The organism is Streptomyces collinus Tu 365, from assembly GCF_000444875.1.
Classification (GTDB): Bacteria; Actinomycetota; Actinomycetes; order Streptomycetales; family Streptomycetaceae; genus Streptomyces; species Streptomyces collinus_A.
Genome location: NC_021985.1, coordinates 3,697,532 through 3,720,461 on the forward strand (window position 1 = coordinate 3,697,532; position 22,930 = coordinate 3,720,461).

23 protein-coding genes and 1 tRNA gene are annotated in these 22,930 nt (G+C 72.3%); 12 read left to right on the top strand and 12 right to left on the bottom strand.

Going from position 1 to position 22,930, the window contains the following annotated elements:
• The first annotated feature begins 89 nt into the window (after nucleotides 1-89).
• The 5 genes from B446_RS39215 (at nucleotide 90) to B446_RS15960 (ending at nucleotide 2,530) form a co-directional block, all read left to right on the top strand.
• Nucleotides 90-239: a hypothetical protein gene (locus B446_RS39215; protein ID WP_158506760.1), complete on the top strand. Its 150-nt coding sequence runs from the start codon at nucleotides 90-92 to the stop codon at nucleotides 237-239.
• A gap of 178 nt (nucleotides 240-417) precedes the next feature.
• Nucleotides 418-807: a hypothetical protein gene (locus tag B446_RS15945; RefSeq protein ID WP_020940478.1), complete on the top strand. Its 390-nt coding sequence runs from the start codon at nucleotides 418-420 to the stop codon at nucleotides 805-807.
• On the top strand, nucleotides 804-1,622 hold the full coding sequence (locus tag B446_RS15950; RefSeq protein WP_043475692.1) for a hypothetical protein: 819 nt from the start codon (nucleotides 804-806) through the stop codon (nucleotides 1,620-1,622). The genes B446_RS15945 and B446_RS15950 overlap by 4 nt, the downstream gene beginning before the upstream one ends.
• Nucleotides 1,623-1,653: 31 nt before the next feature.
• Nucleotides 1,654-2,148 carry a roadblock/LC7 domain-containing protein gene (locus B446_RS15955; protein ID WP_020940480.1) on the top strand — a complete coding sequence of 165 codons (495 nt, stop codon included), beginning with the start codon at nucleotides 1,654-1,656 and terminating at the stop codon, nucleotides 2,146-2,148.
• A gap of 10 nt (nucleotides 2,149-2,158) precedes the next feature.
• Nucleotides 2,159-2,530 (top strand): hypothetical protein, encoded by a 372-nt coding sequence (locus B446_RS15960; protein WP_020940481.1) that lies wholly within the window; start codon nucleotides 2,159-2,161, stop codon nucleotides 2,528-2,530.
• Nucleotides 2,531-2,559: 29 nt separating this feature from the next.
• Here B446_RS15960 and B446_RS15965 read toward each other — a convergent pair whose 3' ends face one another.
• From B446_RS15965 to B446_RS15975, 3 genes are all read right to left on the bottom strand, one after another.
• Nucleotides 2,560-3,114 carry a hypothetical protein gene (locus tag B446_RS15965; RefSeq protein ID WP_020940482.1) on the bottom strand — a complete coding sequence of 185 codons (555 nt, stop codon included), beginning with the start codon at nucleotides 3,112-3,114 and terminating at the stop codon, nucleotides 2,560-2,562.
• Between the two features lie 226 nt (nucleotides 3,115-3,340).
• Nucleotides 3,341-4,213, bottom strand: coding sequence for a MurR/RpiR family transcriptional regulator (locus tag B446_RS15970; RefSeq protein ID WP_020940483.1), 873 nt, complete (start codon nucleotides 4,211-4,213; stop codon nucleotides 3,341-3,343).
• The gene (locus B446_RS15975) at nucleotides 4,210-5,718 is read right to left on the bottom strand and encodes an aromatic amino acid ammonia-lyase (protein WP_043475694.1); all 1,509 of its coding nucleotides are present in this window, start codon (nucleotides 5,716-5,718) and stop codon (nucleotides 4,210-4,212) included. Before B446_RS15975 ends, B446_RS15970 begins: the two co-directional genes overlap by 4 nt.
• 210 nt (nucleotides 5,719-5,928) lie before the next feature.
• Between B446_RS15975 and B446_RS15980 the strand changes: the two genes are divergently transcribed.
• Nucleotides 5,929-6,354: an integral membrane protein gene (locus tag B446_RS15980; protein WP_020940485.1), complete on the top strand. Its 426-nt coding sequence runs from the start codon at nucleotides 5,929-5,931 to the stop codon at nucleotides 6,352-6,354.
• 309 nt (nucleotides 6,355-6,663) lie between these two features.
• On the opposite strand, the gene B446_RS15985 is transcribed toward B446_RS15980, so the two are convergent.
• Complete coding sequence (locus tag B446_RS15985) at nucleotides 6,664-8,055, bottom strand: cystathionine beta-synthase (RefSeq protein ID WP_020940486.1); 1,392 nt, start codon at nucleotides 8,053-8,055, stop codon at nucleotides 6,664-6,666.
• A gap of 163 nt (nucleotides 8,056-8,218) precedes the next feature.
• On the opposite strand from B446_RS15985, the gene B446_RS15990 reads away from it, so the two are divergent.
• From B446_RS15990 to B446_RS16000, 3 genes are all read left to right on the top strand, one after another.
• Nucleotides 8,219-9,238: an SGNH/GDSL hydrolase family protein gene (locus tag B446_RS15990; protein WP_193384464.1), complete on the top strand. Its 1,020-nt coding sequence runs from the start codon at nucleotides 8,219-8,221 to the stop codon at nucleotides 9,236-9,238.
• Between the two features lie 166 nt (nucleotides 9,239-9,404).
• A complete protein-coding gene (locus tag B446_RS15995; RefSeq protein ID WP_020940488.1) occupies nucleotides 9,405-10,625 on the top strand; it encodes an acetyl-CoA C-acetyltransferase in 1,221 nt (406 codons plus the stop codon).
• A gap of 308 nt (nucleotides 10,626-10,933) precedes the next feature.
• Nucleotides 10,934-11,743 carry a hypothetical protein gene (locus tag B446_RS16000; RefSeq protein WP_043475696.1) on the top strand — a complete coding sequence of 270 codons (810 nt, stop codon included), beginning with the start codon at nucleotides 10,934-10,936 and terminating at the stop codon, nucleotides 11,741-11,743.
• 31 nt (nucleotides 11,744-11,774) lie between these two features.
• Here B446_RS16000 and B446_RS16005 read toward each other — a convergent pair whose 3' ends face one another.
• On the bottom strand, nucleotides 11,775-12,086 hold the full coding sequence (locus B446_RS16005; RefSeq protein WP_078614718.1) for a hypothetical protein: 312 nt from the start codon (nucleotides 12,084-12,086) through the stop codon (nucleotides 11,775-11,777).
• Nucleotides 12,087-12,185: 99 nt separating this feature from the next.
• Between B446_RS16005 and B446_RS16010 the strand changes: the two genes are divergently transcribed.
• The gene (locus tag B446_RS16010) at nucleotides 12,186-12,416 is read left to right on the top strand and encodes a DUF4287 domain-containing protein (protein WP_020940491.1); all 231 of its coding nucleotides are present in this window, start codon (nucleotides 12,186-12,188) and stop codon (nucleotides 12,414-12,416) included.
• 55 nt (nucleotides 12,417-12,471) lie between these two features.
• Here B446_RS16010 and B446_RS16015 read toward each other — a convergent pair whose 3' ends face one another.
• Nucleotides 12,472-13,332 (bottom strand): Bax inhibitor-1/YccA family membrane protein, encoded by an 861-nt coding sequence (locus tag B446_RS16015; RefSeq protein WP_020940492.1) that lies wholly within the window; start codon nucleotides 13,330-13,332, stop codon nucleotides 12,472-12,474.
• 389 nt (nucleotides 13,333-13,721) lie between these two features.
• Nucleotides 13,722-13,805: transfer RNA gene (locus B446_RS16020), tRNA-Leu, on the bottom strand.
• Nucleotides 13,806-14,196: 391 nt separating this feature from the next.
• On the opposite strand from B446_RS16020, the gene B446_RS16025 reads away from it, so the two are divergent.
• Together B446_RS16025 and B446_RS16030 are read left to right on the top strand one after the other, a co-directional pair.
• On the top strand, nucleotides 14,197-14,967 hold the full coding sequence (locus B446_RS16025) for an ABC transporter ATP-binding protein (protein ID WP_020940493.1): 771 nt from the start codon (nucleotides 14,197-14,199) through the stop codon (nucleotides 14,965-14,967).
• Complete coding sequence (locus tag B446_RS16030; protein WP_020940494.1) at nucleotides 14,967-17,495, top strand: ABC transporter permease; 2,529 nt, start codon at nucleotides 14,967-14,969, stop codon at nucleotides 17,493-17,495. The genes B446_RS16025 and B446_RS16030 overlap by 1 nt, the downstream gene beginning before the upstream one ends.
• 67 nt (nucleotides 17,496-17,562) lie before the next feature.
• On the opposite strand, the gene B446_RS16035 is transcribed toward B446_RS16030, so the two are convergent.
• From B446_RS16035 to B446_RS16055, 5 genes are all read right to left on the bottom strand, one after another.
• The gene (locus B446_RS16035) at nucleotides 17,563-18,852 is read right to left on the bottom strand and encodes an SAM-dependent methyltransferase (RefSeq protein ID WP_020940495.1); all 1,290 of its coding nucleotides are present in this window, start codon (nucleotides 18,850-18,852) and stop codon (nucleotides 17,563-17,565) included.
• Nucleotides 18,853-19,027: 175 nt separating this feature from the next.
• Nucleotides 19,028-20,410, bottom strand: coding sequence for an NAD(P)/FAD-dependent oxidoreductase (locus tag B446_RS16040; protein ID WP_020940496.1), 1,383 nt, complete (start codon nucleotides 20,408-20,410; stop codon nucleotides 19,028-19,030).
• A gap of 445 nt (nucleotides 20,411-20,855) precedes the next feature.
• On the bottom strand, nucleotides 20,856-21,797 hold the full coding sequence (locus B446_RS16045; protein WP_020940497.1) for a Ppx/GppA phosphatase family protein: 942 nt from the start codon (nucleotides 21,795-21,797) through the stop codon (nucleotides 20,856-20,858).
• A complete protein-coding gene (locus B446_RS16050; RefSeq protein WP_020940498.1) occupies nucleotides 21,794-22,351 on the bottom strand; it encodes a DUF501 domain-containing protein in 558 nt (185 codons plus the stop codon). The genes B446_RS16045 and B446_RS16050 overlap by 4 nt, the downstream gene beginning before the upstream one ends.
• 47 nt (nucleotides 22,352-22,398) lie before the next feature.
• Nucleotides 22,399-22,875: an FtsB family cell division protein gene (locus B446_RS16055; RefSeq protein ID WP_020940499.1), complete on the bottom strand. Its 477-nt coding sequence runs from the start codon at nucleotides 22,873-22,875 to the stop codon at nucleotides 22,399-22,401.
• Nucleotides 22,876-22,930 lie beyond the last annotated feature (55 nt).

Consider the following 22,930-nt stretch of genomic DNA (forward strand, 5'->3'; position numbering starts at 1 on the left):
GCGTCTATTCACATCCTGAACGCCTGAATAGAACTAGTCAATACGTAGGGACGACCGCGTCGGCGCGCGCGGGGTGTTCGGCCGGAAGCGTGCGGCGGCCGACGGGAGGCAGGGCCGGGGAGCGCGACACGCGTGCCGGCGCCGACGCCGGGGCCCGGGAGCGGGCGGAGATCATGGCCGAGTCCCAAGGGGCGCGCGCGTCCGCGCTCGCCACCCTGCGCGCCTCCGCGAGCCGTTGACCCGCTCCGGCCGCTTCTCGAACAAATGGTTTAACCGCCTGAAAGCAGTCCTCAGTCGGCCAACACTAGTACGCCCGGCGCACGTTCCACTGGAAAATGCCAAAGCACTCACCCCTGTCGCACACGTTGCGTAGTGTCTCTGTCACTCAACCGGAGTCACAGGCGGAGGGGAGCCACGGTGCCCGGAATCGACGAGTGCCTACTGGAAGCCATGCGGCTGCCCGGGGCCCGGGGGGCCGCGCTGGTGGACTGGACGAGCGGACTGGCCCTCGGCACGGTCGGGGAGGCCCCCGGCGGTGACCACGAGACCACCGCGGCCGAGGCCGCCGAACTGGCCCGACTGGCCGCGGAGCACGGCGCCTTCGCGGCCGGGGGCGCCGAGGACGGGCGCCCGCCCGTGGAGGACGTGATCGTCAGCAACCACGACAGCTACCACCTGCTGCGGTTCGTCGACACGTCCTTCGACAGCAGCGTCTTCCTCCACCTGTGGCTCGGCCGCGAGGAGGGCAACCTCGCCCTCGCCCGCATACGGCTCGGCGACATGGCGTCCCGGCTGGTGCTGGGATGACCATGGTCGGAACACCCCCGCCGCTGCCGGTGCGGGACAGAACCACCGCACAGGAGCGGACGGCCGGCGCTTTGTCGCCGATGCTCCGGCGGCTCGCCGAGGAGCAGGCCACCGGGGTCCTGGTCCGCGAGCACGGCACCCTGCACCTCGCCGAGGGCCGGGTGGTGCACGCCGAGAGCCCGCACGCCCCCGGCCTCGACGTGCTCCTCACGGCCCACGGCACGCTGGCGGGCGCCGCCTGGCAGCAGGCCGCCGGGCGGACCGGCGACGCGCGGGAGGCGGCGCGCAGGCTGCTGGCCGCCGGACTGCTGCCGGAGGGCGCCCTGGAGCTGTGCCACCTGGACGCGCTGTACGACGCGGGGTACTTCGCGCTGACCCCGAGCAGCACCCCGGGCCGGTTCCGTTACGACAGCGGACCCCGCCTCGGACCGCTGCCCTCGGTGCCGGTCGTCGCGCTGGAGCGCGAGACCCTGCGCCGGCGGCTGCTGCTGCACCGGCTGTGGCCGGACCCGACGGCCGACGACGCCCCGCTGGTCCGCACCGCCCCGGCCGCCTCGGCGCCCGTCACGCCTCGCCAGCGGGCCGTGATGGACCTGGTGGACGGCGTGCGCACGGCCCCGCGGATCGCCCGCGACCTGGGCCGGCAGGCGTTCCACACGCTGGTGGACGTGCGCCGGCTCGCGGCGGCCGGGCTCGTCCGGCCGGCGGTCGCGGTCCCCGCGCCGCCGCCGGGTCCGCCGACTCCCCCGCTCACGGTCACCGACCCCGACATCGCGCTGCTGAAGAGGCTCAGGGATGCGCTGGAGGCGCTTTGAACGGCACCGCCCCGCCGAAGGGAGAGAGCTGATGGTGCCCGAGGAGGACCTGGCCGCCGTCCGCGACGAACTGCACCGGCTGCGCACCAGGGTGCCGCAGCTCACCGGCGCCCTCGCGGCCGGCGTCGACGGCCTCGTCGTCGCCCACGACACCCCGGGCCTCGACCCGGAGGGCCTGGCGGCGCTCACCGCGGCCTCGCTGGGCGTGGCCGTACGGGTCGCCGACGCCACCGGCAACGGCGACTTCCGGGAACTGCTGGTGCGCGGCGCGCAGGGCTACGTCGCCACCTACGCGGCCGGCCGCACCGCCGTGCTGACGCTGCTCACCAAGGACCGGGTCAACGTCGGCCGGCTGCACCTGGAGGGCCGTCGGGCCGGCGCCCGCATCGGGGAGCTGCTCGACGCCGCCGAGGCCGCGGCCGCGGCCGCCCGGCCCGTCACCCGGCCCACACCCCCACCACGTAACCGAACGACGCGCGTGCCACGCACCACGGCCACCGAAGCGCGCACTGCAACCGACAGCTGAGAGGACCACCATGGCCAACACCGAGACCGCACTGAAGGAAGCCCTGACCACCATCGAGGGCGCGACCGGCGTCGCGCTCGTGGACTACACCAGCGGCATGGCGCTGGGCACGATGGGCGGCAGCAAGAGCTTCGACCTGAACGTGGCCGCCGCCGGCAACACGGACGTGATCCGCGCCAAGATGCGCACGATGGAGCACCTCGGCCTGAAGGCCGAGATCGACGACATCCTGATCACGCTGTCGGACCAGTACCACCTGATCCGCCTGCTCAAGGGCCGCGGCGGCAACGGCCTGTTCCTCTACCTGGTGCTGGACTCCCGGGCCAACCTGGCGATGGCCCGGCACCAGCTGAAGAAGATCGAGGAGGAGCTGGAGGTCTGAGGCGGGTCCCGGGCGGCTCCGGCCCCGGGTCAGACCAGTTCGGCGGTTCGGCGGCGGGCCCCACCCGGGGCCGCGTCGCCTGCCGCGATGCCCGTACCGCGCAGACCCTTCACGGCCTTGCCCGCGGGGCTCCCGCCCCGCGTGTCCAGCCAGTCCACGCACACCCACAGCAGCGCGTCCCCGGCCCGCTCCCGGCGGCCGAGCCAGGCGGCCTTCAGCCGCAGCCCGGTGCCGGCACCGGCCAGCAGCATGCCGCCGGCGGCGGGCACCGCGAGGGAACTGCCGAGGGCGGCGGCGAAGGCCAGCAGCAGCCACCAGCGGTGTCCGCGGCGCCAGGCGCGCACGGTCACCGCACGGTCCTGCAGCACGTCGTACCGGCCCGCGCGGACCGCCCCTCGGGCCAGTGCGGTGTACCGCCCGCGCCGCACCAGCGCCACCACGGCCGCCGTCACGAGGAACAGCGCGGCCCCCGCGAGGACCCCGATCCGGCGCCCGGTCCACCCGGGCACCAAGGCCCCGATCCCGGCGGCGCACACCCCGAACCAGCACAGGGGTGCGGCCCCGGCCCGGACGACGACGGCCACCCGGGCCAGTCCCCGTCCGCCCCGTCCGCCCCGTCCTCCGCCATCTCGCTGTTCGCCGCGTTCTCGCTGTTCTCCGCGTGCTCCGTGCTTCCGGCGTTCCTCACGTCCGTCACGTCCGCGTTCCGCGCGCGCCACGTCGGCCTCCCGTGTCACGTGTCCACCCAGTTCCTGGGCCTCGGCACGAAGCTAGCGGCGGAACGTGAGACGAGTCTGAGAACGCGGCGGGTCACTCCACGAACAGCCCCCGCGCGGCGGCGTGCGCGTCGAAGTCCTCCAGCCGGGCCTGCGCGTCGGGCAGATCGTCGCACAGGGCCTCCAGCAGCACCCGCCCCAGCAGCATCGGCGCGCACGCGGTGTCGAAGGCGAGCCCGGTGCCGACGGCGGCGGGCAGCAGCAGGTCGGAGTGGCGGGCGACCGGCGCGAACGCGGAGTCGGCGACCGTGACCACGGTCAGGCCCGCCTCCCGGGCGTAGGCCAGGGTGTCGACGACCTCGCGCGGGTGCCGGGGCAGCGCGAAGCACAGCAGGGCCGTGGCGCCCGCCCGGACGGCCGCGTCGATGCGGTCGTGGATCATCGTGCCGCCCTCGTTGAGCAGCCGGACGTCCGGGTGGACCTTGGCGGCGAAGTACGCGAAGCCGTACGCCTGGGAGGCGGCGGCGCGCAGGCCCAGCACGGGCAGCGGGCGGGAGGCGGCGAGGATCCGGCCGGCCTTCTGCACCGGGCGCGGGTCGGCGAGCAGCTCGGCGAGGTGCCTGAGGTTCTCGATCTCGGCCTCGACGGCCTGCTGGTACTCGTTGAACGAGCCCGCCTCGGCGGCCGGTTCGGCGGGCACCACCTCGCGCAGGTGCTTGCGCAGGGCGGGGTAGCCGTCGAAGCCGAGGGCGACCGCGAACCGGGTCACCGAGGGCTGGCTGACCCCGGCCAGCTCGGCCAGCTCCACGCTCGACAGGAAGGGCACGTCGGCGGCCCGCCGCACCATGCTGTGCGCGATGCGGCGCTGGGTCGGTGTGAGCCGGTGCCCCTCGAAAAGGGCCTGCAGCCGGGTGGCCGGACTGTCCGTCGTACCCGGCGCGGCGGCCGGGCTCCTGTCCACGCTCATGACGTGCTCCCCCTCCAGATGTCGGTGAACCGGTCGAGCAGTACGGACGCCGTGGTCACGTCGTCCGTGAGCGGCCGGTCGGCCAGGTCGTCGTCGAGGGCCGCGTCGGCGAGCGCGAACGCCCGCCCGGCCCCGAGCCCCGGATCGGGCCGCAGGCCGCGCAGGCGCAGGGCCCGGACGGCGGCCACGAGTTCGCAGCCGACCACCAGACGGTACGCACCGCACGCGCGCAGGGTCTGCCGCGCGGCGAGCGAGGCGAAGCTCGCCTGTTCCTCGACGCCCCGGGAGAGTACAGCGTGCCCGAGTGAGGCGGGGGCGGAGAAGGCCCGCAGATCGCCGAGGGCGGCCGCGGCCGCGTACTCCAGGATCATCACGCCCGAGGCGGCCGGTTCGTGGTCGGTGAGGAACGGGCGCAGCCGGGTGTAGGCGGGCTCGTTCAGGGTGGACAGGCGGGACGTGGAGAGCCGGGCCACCTGGGTCACGGCGAGCCGGAAATGGTCCAGTGCGAGCGCCAGTTGGGCCTGGTAGAAGCCGCCGTGGTGGTAGGCGGCCAGGTCCTCGACGGCGATGAGCGGGTTCTCGGCCGCCGCGTTGAACTCGATGTCCAGGACCTGTTCGAGGGCGTCCGCCGCGTCGAGCGCGGGGCCGTGGATCTGGGGCAGGCAGCGGAAGCCGTAGGGGTCCTGGATCCGGCCCAGCGGCGGGGCCGGGCGGTCCGCCGCGCCGATCAGCTCACGCATCCGGCGAGCCACCTCGGTGCTCCCGCGGTGCGGGCGGGCGGCGTGCACGGGCGCCGCGTACGCCTCGTGGGAGCCGTCGACGGCGAGCAGGGAGAGCGCGGCGACGACCTGGGTGGCCCCGATCAGCCCGCGCAGTTCGTGCAGGGCGAGCGCGGACTGGCCGAGGACGAGGGCGTTGCTGCTGATCAGGGCGAGGGCGTCGTTGTTGTCGAGGGACTGGGGCGCGGGCGCGCCGGTGCCGCGCCAGGAGTGCTCGCCGGCGAGCGCGAGCCCTACCTGGGCGAGCGCCGCGATGTCCCCGGTGCCGACGGAGCCGAACTCGTTGACGACCGGGTGGGCGCCGTTCGCCAGTGCCTCGCAGAGCGCGCCGACCACACCGGGCCGCAGTCCCGCGCCGCCGGCCAGCAGCTGGTTGGCGCGTATGGCGAGCATCGCGCGCACCTGCCGGGCGGGCAGCTCCGCGCCGATGGCGCCCGCGTGACTGCGCAGCAGGCGCAGGCCGTGGCCGGCGGCGGCCTCGGTGGGCACGTCCACGTTCCGGTTCGCGCCGACGCCGGTGGAACGGCCGTAGACCCGGCCGGTGGCCGCGATCCGCCGGGCGGCGTTCCAGGACGCCTCGACCCGGCGCAGCGCGTCGGCCCCGGGGACCGGGCGGACGGCACCGTCGGCGAGGCGTACGACGTCCTCGACGCCGAGTCCGGCGCCGTCGAGGACCACCGTCGCGGTCCGCGCGGACTCCGGCGCGTCCACGGTGCGAGACGTCATCAGGCCCAGACTCCCTCGATTATTCAGTCACCTGAAACTCTGCATGAGCCTATGCAGAGAGGCAAGGGACGTCTCATGATCCGGCGCGCGAGGCGGCGCGTGATCCCGCGCGCCACGCGGCGGCACGCGGGGGCACCCCCGGGTGCCCGGAGGGGAAGAGGGGGGTTGTCCCCAGTGCGGCGGCCGGGACCGGTCCCTAGGGTGGGGCGCATGAGCGCACTGGACCCCCGGGACGTCGACCTGAAGAAGGATCTGGACGCCACCGTACGGGCACGCAGGGAACTGGGCGAGGAGTACGACTCCGCGCTCGTCGACTCCTTCCTGGAGAAGGTCGAGCAGCGCATCGACGACACCGTGGAGCGGCGGGTGCGCCGGCACCTGGCCGAGCAGCGGATGGTGGACGTGCGCGGCGCCCGGCGGCCCAAGGGGGCCGAGAACTGGGCCGAGCGGTTCGGCTTCGCCGTCATCACGCTGGTCCTCGCGATCCCGCTGTCCGCGATCGGCGGGGCGCTCGCGGGGATGTCCGGGATGGTGGCCGCCTGGGTCGGCATCGTCGGCGTCAACGCGGCCCAGGCCGTGCGGCTCAACCCGGAGATCGTGTCCGGGCGCCGCGGCAGGTCCGCCCACGACGACTGAGCGGACTCGGCGGACGGGCGGACCGCCCGGGGCAGAGGTGTGCGCGGGGACCGCCGCACCCCCGTCACCGGGGGGCGGGACGACGGCGGTCCCCGCGCGGGGACGCGGGCCGGGTCAGGGCCGGGCATCACGCGTCCGTGGCGTCGATGGAGGTCCGGGAGCCGCTCCGGAGGCCCTTGACGCCGTTCGGCGCCGGCCGGGACGGGGAGCCGCTCCCGCCCTGCCGACGCCGACTACTCTGCCGGACCCGTGTTAAGCGGGTGCTGCGCGCACGTGACACCCGCGTACCGGTTCCGCACCGCGGGTTCGTTACTTGTTCCCGCCCTTGGCCAGGAAGGCCAGCAGGTCCTGCCGGCTGACCACACCGGTCGGCTTGCCCTCGACCAGCACGATCGCCGCGTCGGCCGAGCCCAGCACCTGCATCAGGTCGCCGACCGGCTCGCCGGAGCCGACCTGGGGCAGCGGCGCGGACATGTGCTTCTCCAGCGGGTCCTCCAGCGAGGCGCGCTTGCTGAACAGGGCGTCCAGCAGCTCGCGTTCCACCACCGAGCCGACGACCTCGGCGGCCATCACGTCCGGGTGACCGGCGCCGGGCTTGACGACCGGCATCTGCGAGACGCCGTACTCGCGCAGCACCTCGATGGCCTGCCCGACCGTCTCCTCCGGGTGCATGTGGACGAGGGACGGGATGCTGCCGTGCGCCTTGTCCTCCAGCACGTCGGCGACGCGGGCGGAGGGGCCCTCGTCCTCCAGGAAGCCGTAGTCGGCCATCCACTCGTCGTTGAAGATCTTGCTGAGGTAGCCGCGGCCGCTGTCCGGCAGCAGGACCACGACGACGTCGTCCGGGCCGAGCCGCTCGGCGACGCGCAGCGCGCCCACCACGGCCATGCCGCAGGAGCCGCCCACCAGCAGGCCCTCCTCCTTGGCGAGGCGGCGGGTCATCTGGAAGGAGTCCTTGTCGGAGACCGGGACGATCTCGTCGGCGACGGTCCGGTCGTAGGCGCTCGGCCAGAAGTCCTCGCCCACGCCCTCCACGAGGTACGGGCGCCCGGAACCGCCGGAGTACACGGAGCCCTCGGGGTCGGCGCCGATGACCTTGACCTTGCCGTCGCTGACGTCCTTCAGGTAGCGGCCGGTGCCGGAGATGGTGCCGCCGGTGCCGACACCCGCGACGAAGTGGGTGATCTTCCCCTCCGTCTGCTCCCACAGCTCGGGGCCGGTCGAGTGATAGTGCGAGAGGGGGTTGTTGGGGTTGGAGTACTGGTCGGGCTTCCAGGCGCCGGGGGTCTCCCGCACCAGCCGGTCGGAGACGTTGTAGTACGAGTCCGGGTGCTCGGGCGCGACGGCGGTCGGGCACACGACCACCTCGGCGCCGTAGGCGCGCAGCACGTTGATCTTGTCCGTGCTGACCTTGTCAGGGCACACGAAGATGCACTTGTAGCCCTTCTGCTGGGCCACGATGGCCAGGCCCACACCGGTGTTGCCGCTGGTCGGCTCGACGATGGTGCCGCCCGGCTTCAGCTCCCCGCTCTGCTCCGCGGCCTCGATCATGCGCAGGGCGATGCGGTCCTTCACGGAGCCGCCCGGGTTGAAGTACTCGACCTTGGCCAGGACGGTGGCCTGGATGCCCTTGGTCACGCTGTTGAGCCTCAGCAGCGGGGTGTTGCCGACGAGGCTGATCATCGAGTCGTGGAATCGCACCGTTGTCTCCGGTCGCTTGCAAAAAAACAGTGGTCGTAGTTGGTGTCGCCAGCCTAAGGCCCCCGGGTGAAGCCGGGCGGGCGTTCACTCCCCGTCGAGATTGGCGCACGGTCCGTACGGGGCAAGGAGTGGATGTACGGCTACGAGGAGGTGGCGGCGACGTATGACGAGCATGTCGAGGGCGAGGGTGGCCCGGCGGATCGCGGCCGGAGCGGCGTACGGCGGCGGCGGGGTCGGACTGGTCGGGGCGGCCGCGGTGGGCCTGCTGCTGGCGGAGGTGCGGCTGGCCCGGCGCCATGTGGGGAACGGCAGCGGCGGCCGGGTGCCGACGGCGCAGGGCGTGTACGGGCACGCGTACGACGTGCCCGGTGAACCGCCGCTCAGGCTGGCCATGCTGGGGGACTCCACGGCGGCCGGGCAGGGCGTGCACCGGGCGGGTCAGACACCGGCGGCGCTGCTGGCCTCCGGTCTCGCGGCGGTGGCGGAGCGCCCGGTGGAACTGCGGAACGTGGCCCTTCCCGGGGCCCAGTCGGACGATCTGGACCGTCAGGTGGCGCTGGTCCTCTCGTCCACCGACCCGCTTCCGGACATCTGCGTGATCATGATCGGCGCGAACGACGTCACGCACCGGATGCCGCCGACCCGCTCTGTACGGCACCTCTCGGCGGCGGTACGGCGGCTGCGCACGGCCGGCGCGGAGGTGGTCGTCGGCACCTGCCCCGACCTGGGCACCATCGAGCCGGTCCAGCAGCCGCTGCGGTGGCTGGCCCGCCGGGCCTCGCGGCAGCTCGCGGCGGCCCAGACGATCGGGGTGGTCGAGCAGGGCGGGCGGACGGTGTCGCTGGGCGACCTGCTCGGGCCGGAGTTCGAGGCGAACCCGCGGGAGCTGTTCGGGCCGGACAACTACCACCCCTCCGCCGAGGGGTACGCCACGGCGGCGATGGCGGTGCTGCCGACGGTGTGCGCGGCGCTGGGGCTGTGGCCGGCGGAGGAGGAGCGGCCGGACGCGTCCCGCCGCGAGGGCTTCCTGCCCGTGGCCCGCGCCGCCGCCGAGGCGGCGTCGGAGGCGGGTACGGAGGTCACGGCGGCGATGCCCACCGGGCCCCGGGGGCCGTGGGCGCTGCTCAAGCGCAGGCGGCGGCGCCGGGTGACGGAGGCCGAGCCCGCCCGTCCGTCGCTGTGACCACGGCTGTCACCGCGGGCTCGGCGGAAGATCCCCGCCCGGGGGGTTCAAAGCAAGCGCTTAGTAAATTGCGGCCAGTGTCACACCGCAACACCGGTGACCCGGGCCATACGTACGGGTAACTTCCGAACCGGCCCTGCCCGCAATCCCGTTCTCTGGAGCCGTGATGCCCGAAGCCGTGATCGTCTCGACCGCCCGCTCCCCGATCGGCCGCGCCTTCAAGGGCTCCCTGAAGGACCTGCGCCCCGACGACCTGACCGCCACGATCATCCAGGCGGCGCTGGCGAAGGTCCCCGAACTCGACCCGCGGGACATCGACGACCTGATGCTCGGCTGCGGCCTGCCGGGCGGCGAGCAGGGCAACAACCTCGGCCGGATCGTGGCCGTGCAGATGGGCATGGACCACCTGCCGGGCTGCACGATCACCCGGTACTGCTCCTCCTCGCTGCAGACCAGCCGCATGGCCCTGCACGCCATCAAGGCCGGCGAGGGCGACGTCTTCATCTCGGCCGGTGTCGAGATGGTCTCCCGGTTCGTCAAGGGCAACTCCGACAGCCTGCCCGACACGCACAACCCCTTCTTCGCCGACGCCGAGGCCCGCACCGCCGCGGTCGCGGAGCAGGAGGGCACGACCTGGCACGACCCGCGCGAGGACGGCCTGGTCCCGGACGCCTACATCTCCATGGGCCAGACCGCGGAGAACCTGGCCCGCTGGAAGGGCGTCACCCGCCAGGACATGGACGAGTTCGGCGTGCGCTCGCAGAACCTCGCCGAGCAGGCCATCAAGAACGGCTTCTGGGAGCGCGAGATCACCCCGGTGACCCTCCCGGACGGCACGGTCGTCAGCAAGGACGACGGCCCGCGCGCCGGCGTCACCCTGGAGGGCGTCCAGGGCCTCAAGCCGGTCTTCCGCCCCGACGGCCTGGTCACCGCCGGCAACTGCTGCCCGCTCAACGACGGCGCCGCCGCCGTCGTCGTCATGAGCGACACCAAGGCCCGCGAGCTGGGCCTGACCCCGCTCGCCCGGATCGTCTCCACCGGTGTCTCCGGCCTCTCCCCCGAGATCATGGGCCTCGGCCCGGTCGAGGCCTCGCAGCAGGCGCTGCGCCGCGCCGGCCTCACCGTCGGCGACATCGACCTGGTCGAGATCAACGAGGCGTTCGCCGCCCAGGTGATCCCCTCCTACCGGGACCTCGGCTTCGACCTCGACAAGGTGAACGTCAACGGCGGCGCCATCGCCGTCGGCCACCCCTTCGGCATGACCGGCGCCCGCATCACCGGCACCCTGATCAACTCGCTCCAGTTCCACGACAAGCAGTTCGGCCTGGAGACGATGTGCGTCGGCGGCGGCCAGGGCATGGCGATGGTCATCGAGCGCCTCAGCTGATCCACCGCTTCCGCGCACCCCCGGTCCACCAACGGTCACCGGCCGGGCACGGCAGGTCACGGAACGGCCCGGAACCCGGAAAACACCAGGGTTCTGGGCCGTTTTGTGATCCAATCTCCCTCAGGATGTGACCTATCTCCCCCACCGGGGAGAACACCGCAGGTCAGCGCAGGTCAGCGGGGCGGCCCACGAAGCCACGGACCCAAAGTCCCGTCCGTTTCGTGACGTTACGCACTGACAGCTGCTTAGTCCGCCCTTCAAGCTGATGTAGGAAGTCGGGGGTCGACTTTGAACCTGGGAGTACGTCAGTGAGCGCCATGCCGATCGCCCTGCTGCTCACCACGGCCGCCACGGGCGCCGTGGGCGTCGCCGTCCTGCGCACCGTGCTGAAACTGCGCCGCCAGCTCACCGAGCTGCAGGCCCAGCTGACCGGTGACCAGGCCGCGGCCGTGGGCGCCCTGCTGCCCGCGGCCCGGGCCGCGGACGCCGACGAGATACGCGCGGCGGTGGCCGAGGCGCTCGCCGAGGAGCGGGAGCGCGAGCTCGCCGAGGCGCGCGCCTTCTGGGCCGCCCAGGAGGCCCGTGACGCCTCCGATGCGCCCTCCCTGCTGGGCCTGCCCGACAACGACCTGTTCCTGCCCCGGCAGGCGGACTTCTCCGGCCTGGAGCCGATCACCGGGCCGGCCGCCGAGGCCGAGGAGCTCTCCGCCAGGGACTTCGCCCAGGGCGGCACCCCGACGGAGTCCGCCGAGCTGGCCGCGGCCCGCCGCCGCCACCCCTCGCACCCCGACTTCGTCCCGGTGCAGTCGCCCGCCGTGAACGACCACGAGCGCACGGTGACCGCCCTGGAGCAGCTGGCCGCCGGGCAGGTCGAGCTGTCCGACGTGCGCCCCGGCCCGCTCGGCACCCTCGACGTGTACGTCTTCGCCGACGGCACCACGCTGTGCATGACGCCGGGCCACCGCGAGACGGCCGAGCGGCTGGCGGCGGCGCTGGGCGAGGGCGAGACGCCGTACCTGCTCGGCGGCTCGGGCATCTCCGGCGCCTACACGCTGACGTTCGCGTGCGGCGAGGACACGGTCTACATCCTGGCGGACCGGGTCATCGCGTCCTTCTGACCGCGGTCGCGTCCCGGTCCGCCGGGACGTCTCACACCCCCGCCTTCTTGCGCGCCTCCTCCACCAGCCGCACGGCCTCGGCGACCTCGTCGTCGCTCTCCAGCACCACGGCCAAGTCGTGCGCGGCCACCAGGATTTGGTCGGCCGCGGCGAACATCCCCGCGTCCGGCATCTCCCGCGGCTCGGCGGACGGCTCCTCCACGCGCTGCGCCCACCGCGCCAACTCCCTGGCCAGCGCCAGTGCCTCGGCGGCTGCGCTGCGCTGGAGGCGGCTCTGGGGTGCCGCCCGCAGACGGTCGGCGAAATGATCCACTGCTCGGGTCAACGGCGTCGTATCAACCACGCGCCGAGCGTAACGCGCCGCACTGTTGCCAATACGCGAACGCTCAGGCACGGTGACGTGAAGGACCGGCTTACATCCCCTTTGCGTTCGGAGGCGCCGATGTCCCAACTCTTCTCCGAGGAGACCCACCGCAACCTGCTCGCCCGCATCCCGCACTGCACCGGTCGTGAGGTCTCCGACTGGCTGCGCACCGTCGAAGAAGGCCCCGCACTGTTCCGCTTCGAGGAGAAGGTCAGCTGGCTCCGGCACGAGTACGACCTCGCGTACGGCCACGCGAAGGCGATCGTGCACGAGTACGACCTGCGCAGGGCGGCCCGCAAGCTGCTCTGAGACGCCGGAAGGGCCCCGGGGGAACCCGGGGCCCTTCCGCGCGTGCGGGGTACCGCTAGTCGTTGCTGCTGAAGATCGCGACCAGCCGGAGCATCTCCACGTAGATCCACACCAGGGTCATGGTGAGGCCGAACGCGGCGAGCCAGGACTCGTTGCGCGGGGCGCCGTAGGCGATGCCGTCCTCGATCTGCTTGAAGTCGAGGGTCAGGAAGAACGCGCCGAGCAGGATGGCGATGATGCCGACGATCGCGCCGAGCGGGCCGAAGCTGCGCAGGCCGCCGTCGGCGGCGACGCCGAACGCCACCAGCAGCAGGTTGACCGCCATCACGAGGATGAAGGCCATGGCGATGGCCATGCCGATGCGGGCGTAGCGCGCGGTGACGCGGATCCAGCCGGCCTTGTAGACCAGCAGCGTGGCACCCGAGACGGCCAGCGTGCCGAGCACCGCCTGGAAGGGGGCGCCGCTCCAGCGGCTGTTGAACATCTCGCTGATGACACCCAGGAAGACGCCCTCGAAGGCGGCGTAACCCAGGATCAGGGCGGGCGAGGGGGTGCGCTTGAAGCTCTGCACCAGTGCCAGGACCATCGCCACGATCGCGGCGCCGAACGCCAGCGCGTAGCTGGTCCCGGAGACCGGCAGCAGCGTCCAGGCGAGGACGGCGCCGACGGCGACCGTGCCGAGCGTCAGGGCCGAACGGGTGACGACGTCGTCCATCGTCATCCGGTCGGTGGTGGCCGGGGCCTGCGGCGGGGCGCCGTGCTGCACGCCCTGCTGGGCGTACGGGTTCTGCGCGTAGGGGTTCTGCGCGTACGGGTTGCCCTGGGCGTACCCGGCCTGCGCTGCGGTGTTGAAGCCGGCGTAGCCGTTGTCGCGGCTGAACCCCCGTCGCGAGAAGACCGGGTTGCTGCTCCTCATTTCACTCCTCCATGGCCACCCTGCGCGGCCTTGGCCTCAAGGGTAATGGATTGGCAAAAGAACGACGTGATACCTGGGGAGGATCTTTCCCTGGTCCTCCTGCGGCGCAACACGCTACGCGGAAGCCTCATTCCCGGTCACGGAGGCCCCCATTCCCCCTCGGGGGCGGCACCTGCCCGGTCGGCCCAGCGGGAATCCCGTGTGCGCCCCGGCGAGGCCGGTCCCGGCCGACCGGGTCAGGCGGTCCGGGCAGGGGTTCGAACGAGTTCTCGCCAACGGGAGGAACCGGCCCGGGAACGGGGAGGTGAGCACCGCCGGAGGCACGACCGGCGGGGCCGCTGCCGGGGCGGTTCGGGAGGCGCCCGCGCCCTCGGTCGCTGGCGAGGAAGTGCCCGGAGCCGGACTTGAACCGGCACGCCCGCGAAGGGGCAGCGAGGTTTAAGCTCGCCGTGTCTGCATTCCACCATCCGGGCAGGCCATGGGCACCGCGTCGAGGGTCCGAGCCTATCGGGACGCGTCCCTCGGACAGCGGACGGGACGACCCGATGTTGTCTTATTTTATTGACGTCTGAGGGTGCATCAGCCCGCGGAACGGGCCATCCGCACTTGCCAATAGCGTGACGTGGCGTGGGCGCGCGCGTACGCGGAATGACGAGATTTCACCTACCGAACGAGGGCGGTCAGCCTGTTCTGAACCTCGCGGCAGTCGGGGTCGCCGATCCTCCCCAGGTATGACACGGGCCCCTCCCGTCCGACCGCAGTCGCCCTCCGGAACCGGATCAGCGACTGACTACACGGGCGCCGGCGGCCGGGACGATTGACAGGTCCCCACGAACCACGCCGTCCCGACAGGAGCACCTTCCCGTGACCACCACACCCACCGCCGGCCGAACCACGGCCGTGGCCGCACGCGCCACGGAGCTGTCGAAGATCTACGGGCAGGGCGAGACCCGGGTGGTCGCCCTCGACCGGGTCTCCGTCGACTTCCGGCAGGCCGAGTTCACCGCGATCATGGGTCCGTCCGGCTCCGGCAAGTCCACGCTGATGCACTGCGTGGCCGGCCTGGACACCTTCTCCTCGGGCTCGGTGCGGATCGGCGAGACCGAGCTGGGCTCCCTGAAGGACCGGCAGCTCACCAAGTTGCGCCGCGACAAGATCGGCTTCATCTTCCAGGCCTTCAATCTGCTGCCGACGCTGACCGCGCTGGAGAACATCACCCTGCCGATGGACATCGCCGGGCGGAAGCCGGACAAGGCGTGGCTCGACCAGGTCATCCAGATGGTCGGGCTGTCGGGACGGCTGAGCCACCGGCCGTCCCAGCTGTCCGGCGGCCAGCAGCAGCGGGTCGCCGTGGCCCGGGCGCTCGCCTCCCGGCCCGACATCATCTTCGGTGACGAGCCCACCGGAAACCTCGACTCGCGCTCGGGCGCCGAGGTGCTGGGCTTCCTGCGCAACTCCGTGCGCGAGCTGGGCCAGACCGTGGTCATGGTGACGCACGACCCGGTGGCCGCCGCCTACGCGGACCGGGTCGTCTTCCTGGCCGACGGCCGGATCGTCGACGAGATCCACGCCCCCACGGCCGACTCCGTCCTCGACCTGATGAAGCAGTTCGACGCGAAGGGCCGTACCAGCTGATGTTCCGCACCGCCCTGCGCAACGTACTCGCGCACAAGGCCCGGCTCCTGATGACCGTGCTCGCCGTCATGCTCGGCGTGGCGTTCGTCTCCGGGACCCTGGTCTTCACCAACACCATCTCCGACGCCTACCAGCGGAGTTCCGCCAAGGGCTTCGACCGGGTCGACGTAGCCGTGACGCCCGAGTACCAGGACTCGGCGGGCGACCGGGTCGGCGGGAGGGCCGACCTGACCCAGGCCATGCTCGACAAGGCCGGTCACGTCCCGGGCGCCGCCTCCGCGACCGGTGTCGTCAGCGGCTTCACCGCGGTCGCCGACCAGGACGGCAAGCTCGTCGGCGGAGACTGGCAGTCCGCCGGCGGCAACTACTGGGGCACGAAGGACGCCCGGTACCCGCTGGTCGACGGCCACGCCCCGCACGGCAGGGACGAGGTGCTGCTCGACTCCAGGACCGCCGAGCGCGGCGGCTACAAGGTCGGCGACACCGTACGGCTGTCCGTGGACGGACCGGTCCTCACCCCGACCCTCGCCGGCGTCTTCACCACCGACGACGGCAACGTCTCCGCGGGCGGCAGCCTCGCCCTGTTCGACACCCCCACCGCACAGGCCCTGTTCCACAAGAAGGGCACCTACGACGAGATCGACGTGCGGGCCGCGGCCGGCACCGGCCAGGCCGCGCTGAAGTCCGAGCTGGACAAGGCGCTGCCCGCCCGCCTGGTGCAGACCACCACCGGCGAGAAGCTCGCCGCCGACCAGGCCACGCAGATCGCCGCCTCGATGAGCGGTCTGAAGCAGGCCCTGCTGGTGTTCGCCGGCATCGCGCTGTTCGTCGGCACGTTCATCATCGCCAACACCTTCACCATGCTCGTCGCCCAGCGCACCCGGGAACTCGCCCTGATGCGTGCGGTCGGCGCCTCCCGCCGCCAGGTCACCCGCTCGGTGCTCATCGAGGCGTTCGCGGTCGGCGCGGTCGCCGGTGTGACGGGACTCGCCGCCGGCATCGGCATCGGCGCGGGCCTGCGCTCCCTGCTCGGCTCCTTCGGCGCGAGCGTGCCCGACGGGCCGCTGGTGATCAGCCCCGGCACCGTGGTCGCCGCCCTCGCGGTCGGCATCCTCATCACCATGCTCGCCGCCTGGCTGCCCGGCCGCCGGGCCGCGAAGATCCCGCCGGTGGCGGCGATGAGCAGCGTGCACGCCAAGGCCACCACCAAGTCGCTGGTGCTGCGCAACACGTTCGGCGCCCTGTTCTCGGCGGCCGGTGTCGCCACGGTCCTCGGGGCCACGACGATGGACGCCGACGCGGCGCAGGCCCCGATGGGGCTGGGTGCCGTCCTGCTGATCATCGGCGTGTTCATCCTGACCCCGCTGCTGTCCCGGCCGCTGATCGCGGCCGCCGCCCCGGTGCTGCGCGTCTTCGGCGTGTCGGGCAAGCTGGCCCGGCAGAACTCGGTGCGCAACCCGCGCCGTACGGCGGCCACCGCCTCCGCGCTGATGATCGGCCTGACCCTGATCACCGGCATGACGGTGATGGCGGGCAGCCTGCAGACGGCGATCGACAAGATGGCCTCCTCCGCGATCCGCGCGGACTACGTCGTCTCGATGGCCAACCGCGGCCCGCTCTCCCCCGACGTGGCGGACAAGGTCGCCGCCGCCGACGGCGTGACCGCCAGCAGCCCGCTGCGCAACGCCGAGTCCCGCATCGACGGCAGGACCGAGTTCCTGACCGGCGTCAACGGCTCGTCCATCGCGAAACTGACGGACCTGAAGGTGGACGACGGCGCCTTCGAGGTCGGCGGCTCCCGGGTCGTCGTCGACAAGGACCGGGCGAAGGACTTCGGCTGGCGCACCGGCTCGCACTTCACCGCGCACTTCGAGGACGGCAAGGCGCGGCGGCTGACCGTCGCCGGGATCTACGAGGGCAACGAGATGATCAACGGGATCATGCTCGACGACAAGGTCCTCACCCCGCACCTGAAGGACCCGGCCGACATGCAGGTCATGGTCAAGACGGCGGGCGGCACCTCGAAGACGGCCAGGGACACGCTGACCAAGGCCCTCGGCCTGAACCCGGCGATCAGGATCCAGGACAAGCAGGACATCTCCAACGACATCGCGAAGATGTTCACGACCATGCTGAACATGCTCTACGGCCTGCTCGGCATGGCGGTGATCGTCGCGGTCCTCGGCGTCATCAACACCCTGGCGATGTCGGTCTTCGAGCGCTCCCAGGAGATCGGCATGCTCCGCGCCATCGGCCTGGACCGCAAGGCGGTCAAGCGGATGGTGCGCCTGGAGTCCCTGGTGATCTCCCTGTTCGGCGGTGTCCTCGGCATCGGCCTCGGCGTGTTCTTCGGCTGGGCGGCCGGTCAGCTGCTGGGCACGAAGATGCCGACGTACGAACTGGTCCTGCCCTGGGCCCGGATGGCGCTGTTCCTGCTGCTGGCGGCCCTGGTCGGGGTACTGGCCGCGCTGTGGCCGGCCCGGCGCGCGGCCCGGCTCGACATGCTGACGGCGATCAAGGCCGAGTAGCGGTACGAGCGCACCGGGGCCCCGTTCCGTGACCGGAGCGGGGCCCCTCGCGTGCCAGGGGGGCTGGTCAGGTGTTCCAGGTGCGGGTGCGCAGCGGCAGCCCCGAGGTGCCCGGGTCCGGGGTGCGGATCGCCAGGACCTGGTTCACGCCGATGCGGTTGCGCTCGAAGGCGAGTGCGGAGGCGGCCATGTAGAGGCGCCAGACGCGGGCGCGGCCGGGGCTGGTGAGGCGGACCGCGCGGCCCCAGTCGTCCTCCAGGTTGGTGACCCAGCGGCGCAGGGTGCGGGCGTAGTGCTCGCGGAGGGACTCCACGTCCCGGACCTCGAAGCCGGCCCGCTCCAGCTGCGTGACGGTGGTGCCGATCGGCGCCAGCTCGCCGTCCGGGAAGACGTAGGCGTCGATGAACGGATCCACCTCGTACGCCGACTCGTCGCGCTGCGGGCGGCGGGCGATCTGGTGGTTGAGCAGCCGGCCACCGGGGCGCAGCAGGCCGTACAGGTCCCTCGCGTACTCCAGGTAGCGTTCGGCGCCGACGTGCTCGGCCATGCCGATGGAGGAGATGGCGTCGTAGGGACCGTCCACGACGTCCCGGTAGTCCTGGACGCGGATCTCCACCCGGTCGGTCAGCCCCTCGTCGGCGACCCGCTTGCGGGCGAAGGCGGCCTGCTCCTGCGAGAGGGTGATCCCGACGACGCTCACGCCGTGCTCACGGGCCGCGTGGATGGCCATCGAACCCCAGCCGCAGCCCACGTCCAGCAGCCGCTGTCCCGGCGTCAGGCCGAGCTTGCGGGAGACGAGTTCGAGCTTGTCGCGCTGGGCGGACTCCAGTGAGCCCCCGTCCTCCCAGTAGGCGCACGAGTAGACCATGGACGGTCCGAGGACGAGTTCGTAGAAGTCGTTGCCCACGTCGTAGTGGTGGCTGATGGCCCGGCTGTCGCTGCGCCGGGTGTGCAGATGGCGGCGTCTGCGGACCTCCTCGCGCGGCGGGGCGGGCGGGATCGGCGGGCCGACGAGCCGCAGCAGCTCGCGTCCGGCGGCCCGCACCTCGGGGTCGCGCAGCGCCTGGGTCAGGGTGCGGGCGTCCTCACCGCGCTCCCAGACGGACCCGGCCATGGCCTCGAGGGCCGTGTACAGGTCCCCCTCGACGTCCAGGTCCCCGGCGACCCAGGCGCGGGCCAGGCCCAGTTCACCGGGTTTGAACAGCATGCGGCGCAGGGCGCGGCGGTTGCGGATGACGAGGGCCGGGGCCCCCGGCGGGCCGGCCTGCGAACCGTCCCAGGCGCGGATCCGCAGCGGGAGCGGTGCTCCCAGCATCCGCTCGGCAAGACTCCCCAGCCGCGACGCGGCGTCGGCCATGGCGCACACCTCCAAGACGACGATCCCGGATGTCCGTTCACCACGTAAACACCGCGGAGCGCTCAGCGCAGTCCCGCAAAGGAGTTACACGTGGACGAAAAAGCCGAAGGGCCCCCCGCACCACGGATGGCGGGAGGCCCTTCGGTTCGTTCGGTTCGTGCGCGACCGGGAGGGGTCAGGAGGCCTTGGCCTTCTCCTCGGTCTTGCTCGCGGCGGCGACCGGCGCGGGCTTGGCGGCCTCGTAGAACTCCTCGCGGGGGTTCTCCATGGCGCCCAGGGACACGACCTCGCGCTTGAGGAACATGCCGAGGGTCCAGTCGGCGAAGACGCGGATCTTGCGGTTCCAGGTCGGCATCGCCAGACCGTGGTAGCCACGGTGCATGTACCAGGCGAGGCGGCCCTTGAGCTTGATCTTCATCTTGCCCATGACGATCATCGCCACGCCCTTGTGCAGGCCGAGACCGGCGACCGCACCCTTGTTGGCGTGCTCGTACTCCTTCTGCGGGAAGCCCCGCATGCCGGAGATCACGTTGTCGCCGAGGGCGCGGGCCTGGCGCAGCGCGTGCTGGGCGTTCGGCGGGCACCAGGCGTTCTCGTTGCCGGCCTTGCGGCCGACGAGGTCCGGGACCTGGGCGTTGTCGCCGGCGGCCCAGATGTAGTCCGTGCCCTTGACCTGGAGCGTGGGCTCGCAGTCGACGTGGCCGCGGGGGCCGAGGGGCAGGCCGAAGCGGGCGAGGGCCGGGTTCGGCTTGACGCCGGCGGTCCAGACGATGGTGTTGGAGTCGACCTCGAGGCCGTTCTTCAGCACCACGTGGCCGTCGACGCAGGAGTCCATGGAGGTGGAGAGGTAGATCTCCACACCGCGGCTCTCCAGGTGCTCCTTGCCGTACTGGCCGAGCTTGGGGCCGACCTCGGGGAGGATCTTGTCCGCGGCGTCGACGAGGACGAACCGCATGTCCTCGCGGGAGACGTTCTTGTAGTACTTGGCCGCGTCCCGGGCCATGTCCTCGACCTCGCCGATGGTCTCCGCGCCCGCGAAGCCACCGCCGATGAAGACGAAGGTGAGCGCCTTGCGGCGGATCTCCTCGTCGGTCGTGGAGTCGGCCTTGTCGAGCTGCTCGAGGACGTGGTTGCGCAGGCCGATGGACTCCTCGATGCCCTTCATGCCGATGCCCTGCTCGGCGAGGCCGGGGATCGGGAAGGTGCGGGAGACCGCGCCCATCGCGATGACCAGGTAGTCGAACGGCAGCTCGTACGCCTCGCCCACGAGCGGGGCGATCGTGGCGACCTTGCGGTCCTGGTCGATGGTGGTGACCCGGCCGGTGAGGACCTCCGCCTTCGGCAGCACGCGTCGCAGCGGGACGACGACGTGCCGAGGGGAGATGCTGCCGGCGGCGGCTTCGGGGAGGAAGGGCTGGTAGGTCATGTACGACCGGGGGTCGACGACCGTGACGGTCGCCTCTCCGTAGCGCATCTTCTTGAGAATGCGCCGAGCTGCGTACAGGCCTACGTACCCACCGCCTACTACGAGGATCCTGGGACGCTCCGTGGTGCTCATGCCATCGAGTATCCACCTGCCTCGGCAGGGGTGCTCGTGCGCCCCTTCACAAGGTTGGACAGGGCCTGTGCTAAACTCCGCGACCCGCGTGACGCAGGTCATGGTCACGAACGGGAACCGGTGGGCGGTCTGACCCGTTGTCAAGGCCGCGTGAGCTGCCCCTCTTGGTGTTCGGCGGAGCGGTGAGCCTCCCGTGACACCCCCGGAACACCCCCTTCCACGGTCCCCTCACACTCACCGTCTGAACATGTTCAAACGGGCGGGGAGCCCCCGGAAGGGCCTGTCGGCCCCTTTTCCGGGTTCCACGAGGCGGAATTCCTTGTGAAGAACTTCACGAACTTTGCCGGGAGGCCGCGCCCGAGGGGCCCCAGGAGGGCCCCTCAGACCCGCTCAGACGTTATCCGACCTGCTCAGCCGATGGCTACCGATCGGTAACAAAAGAGAGCTAGGCCACCGACCAGGCGATGCCGTCGAGGATGTCGTGCTCGCTGACGACGACCTCCCGGGCACCGATCCGCTCCATGATCGCCAGCAGCACGAGGGCGCCCGCGCCGATGACGTCGACCCGGCCCGGGTGCATCGACGGGATCCGCGCGCGCTCGGCGTGCGTGGAGCGCAGCAGCCCCTCGGTGATCTCGCGGACACGGTCGTGGGAGATCCGGGAGTGGTGGATGCGCGCGGAGTCGTACTCCGGCAGGTCCTGGGCGATCGCGGACACCGTGGTGACCGAGCCCGCGAGCCCCACCAGGGTGTGCGCCTCGCGCAGCGGGACCGTCCGTTCGGCGAGGTCGAGGGCGGCCTCGATGTCGGCCTTTATCGCGGCGACCTGCGCCTCGGTGGGCGGGTCGCTCACCTTGCCGTCGTGCACCAGGTGACGCTCCGTCATCCGCACGCAGCCCACGTCCACGGAGCGCGCGGCCCGCACGTGGTCGTCGCCGACGACGAACTCGGTGGAGCCGCCGCCGATGTCCACGACGAGGTAGGGCCGGGCGAGGTCGTCACGGCCCGTCAGCTCCCTGGTGGCACCGGTGAAGGAGAACTCGGCCTCCTGGTCGCCGGTGATGACCTCGGGCTCGACGCCGAGGATGTCCACGACCCCGCGGACGAAGTCGTCCCGGTTCTCGGCGTCGCGGGAGGCGGAGGTGGCGACGAAGCGGAGCTTCTCGGCGCCGTGCTCCTTGATGATCTCCGCGTACTCGCGGCAGGCGGCGAAGGTGCGCTCCAGCGCCTCGGGGGCGAGCCGGCCGGTGCGGTCGACGCCCTGGCCGAGCCGCACGATCGTCATGCGCCGGTCCAGGTCGACGAGTTCACCCGTCGCGGGGTCGGCGTCGGCGACCAGGAGCCGGATGGAGTTCGTACCGCAGTCGATGGCGGCGACCCGGGTCACTCGGCGCCCCCTTCGGCGGGCTCGGCGGACCCGGCGGCGTCGGCCGGCGTCACGCACGGCCCCTTGGCCCACCACTCGGGCAGCATCGCGATGGCCTCGTCGCCCAGCGGGTTCACGCCCGGCCCCGCGGCCAGCGAGTGGGCGACGAGCACGTGCAGGCACTTCACCCGGTCCGGCATGCCGCCGGCGCTCGGGAAGCCCTCCAGGACCTCGATCTCGTCGCGGCGCCGGATGTAGTCCTCGTGCGCGGCGCGGTAGGCGGCGGCCAGTTCCGGGTCGGTGGCCAGCCGCTCGGTCATCTCCTTCATGACGCCGTTCGCCTCCAGCGTGCCGATCGCCGAGGCGGCGCGCGGGCACGTCAGGTAGTACGTCGTCGGGAAGGGCGTGCCGTCGGGCAGGCGGGGTGCCGTCTCGACGACGTCCGGCTGACCGCAGGGGCAGCGGTGCGCGATGGCCCGAAGGCCCCGCGGCGGGCGGCCGAGCTGCTGCTTGAAGGCCTCGACGTCCGCGTCGGTGGGCTCGGTGTGCGGAGTGGTCGGCGGAGGCGTTTCCATGACTGCTTTCAGGGTGGCTTTCTGTCGGTCACCGGCCGGGGGCCGGCTCACTGGTCGGAGGCGTCGGACTTGTCGACCCCGTCCCAGACGTTCGCGTACCAGGGCCGGTGGGCGGCCCCCAGGTCGGCGCGGGACTGCTTGGCCGCGCCCGGGTCGATCACGACGTACCCGGTCTCCCCGGGCATCACGTAGTGCAGCCGGCGCCGGATCTGCTGCTCGGCGTAGGCGTCGTCCTGCCAGCGCGCCTTCAGGTCGCGCAGCTGCTCGACGCGTCTGCGGGCCTGTTCCTGCTGCCGCTGCTGGTCGGCGATCTCGGCGCGCTGCGAGACGTACTGCCGCATCGGGTAGGCGAGCGCGACGATCATCGAGCACAGGACCAGCGCGAGCAGAGCCGCGCGGCCCGTGAGCCGGGAGCGGCGCGCCTGCCGCTTGGTCTGCGAGCGGTAGACCCGGGCCGCCGTCTGCTCGCCGAGCAGCCGCAGCCTGGTCGCGGTGGAGAAACGGTCCCGGTCCTTCACGGCCATGTGGCTTGCCGCCTCCCCTTCCACGTGCGTACGTCCCCGGACACGGTACGGGACC

Coding starts and splice junctions, on each gene's coding strand:
- B446_RS15955 (WP_020940480.1), top strand. CDS start 1,654: ATGGTGCCCGAGGAGGACCTGGCCGCCGTCCGCGACGAACTGCACCGG.
- B446_RS15970 (WP_020940483.1), bottom strand. CDS start 4,213: ATGAGCGTGGACAGGAGCCCGGCCGCCGCGCCGGGTACGACGGACAGT.
- B446_RS16035 (WP_020940495.1), bottom strand. CDS start 18,852: ATGGCCGACGCCGCGTCGCGGCTGGGGAGTCTTGCCGAGCGGATGCTG.
- B446_RS16010 (WP_020940491.1), top strand. CDS start 12,186: ATGTCCCAACTCTTCTCCGAGGAGACCCACCGCAACCTGCTCGCCCGC.
- B446_RS16050 (WP_020940498.1), bottom strand. CDS start 22,351: ATGGAAACGCCTCCGCCGACCACTCCGCACACCGAGCCCACCGACGCG.
- B446_RS15995 (WP_020940488.1), top strand. CDS start 9,405: ATGCCCGAAGCCGTGATCGTCTCGACCGCCCGCTCCCCGATCGGCCGC.
- B446_RS16030 (WP_020940494.1), top strand. CDS start 14,967: ATGTTCCGCACCGCCCTGCGCAACGTACTCGCGCACAAGGCCCGGCTC.
- B446_RS16040 (WP_020940496.1), bottom strand. CDS start 20,410: ATGAGCACCACGGAGCGTCCCAGGATCCTCGTAGTAGGCGGTGGGTAC.
- B446_RS15960 (WP_020940481.1), top strand. CDS start 2,159: ATGGCCAACACCGAGACCGCACTGAAGGAAGCCCTGACCACCATCGAG.
- B446_RS15950 (WP_043475692.1), top strand. CDS start 804: ATGACCATGGTCGGAACACCCCCGCCGCTGCCGGTGCGGGACAGAACC.
- B446_RS15990 (WP_193384464.1), top strand. CDS start 8,219: ATGACGAGCATGTCGAGGGCGAGGGTGGCCCGGCGGATCGCGGCCGGA.
- B446_RS16055 (WP_020940499.1), bottom strand. CDS start 22,875: ATGGCCGTGAAGGACCGGGACCGTTTCTCCACCGCGACCAGGCTGCGG.
- B446_RS15975 (WP_043475694.1), bottom strand. CDS start 5,718: ATGACGTCTCGCACCGTGGACGCGCCGGAGTCCGCGCGGACCGCGACG.
- B446_RS16015 (WP_020940492.1), bottom strand. CDS start 13,332: ATGAGGAGCAGCAACCCGGTCTTCTCGCGACGGGGGTTCAGCCGCGAC.
- B446_RS15980 (WP_020940485.1), top strand. CDS start 5,929: ATGAGCGCACTGGACCCCCGGGACGTCGACCTGAAGAAGGATCTGGAC.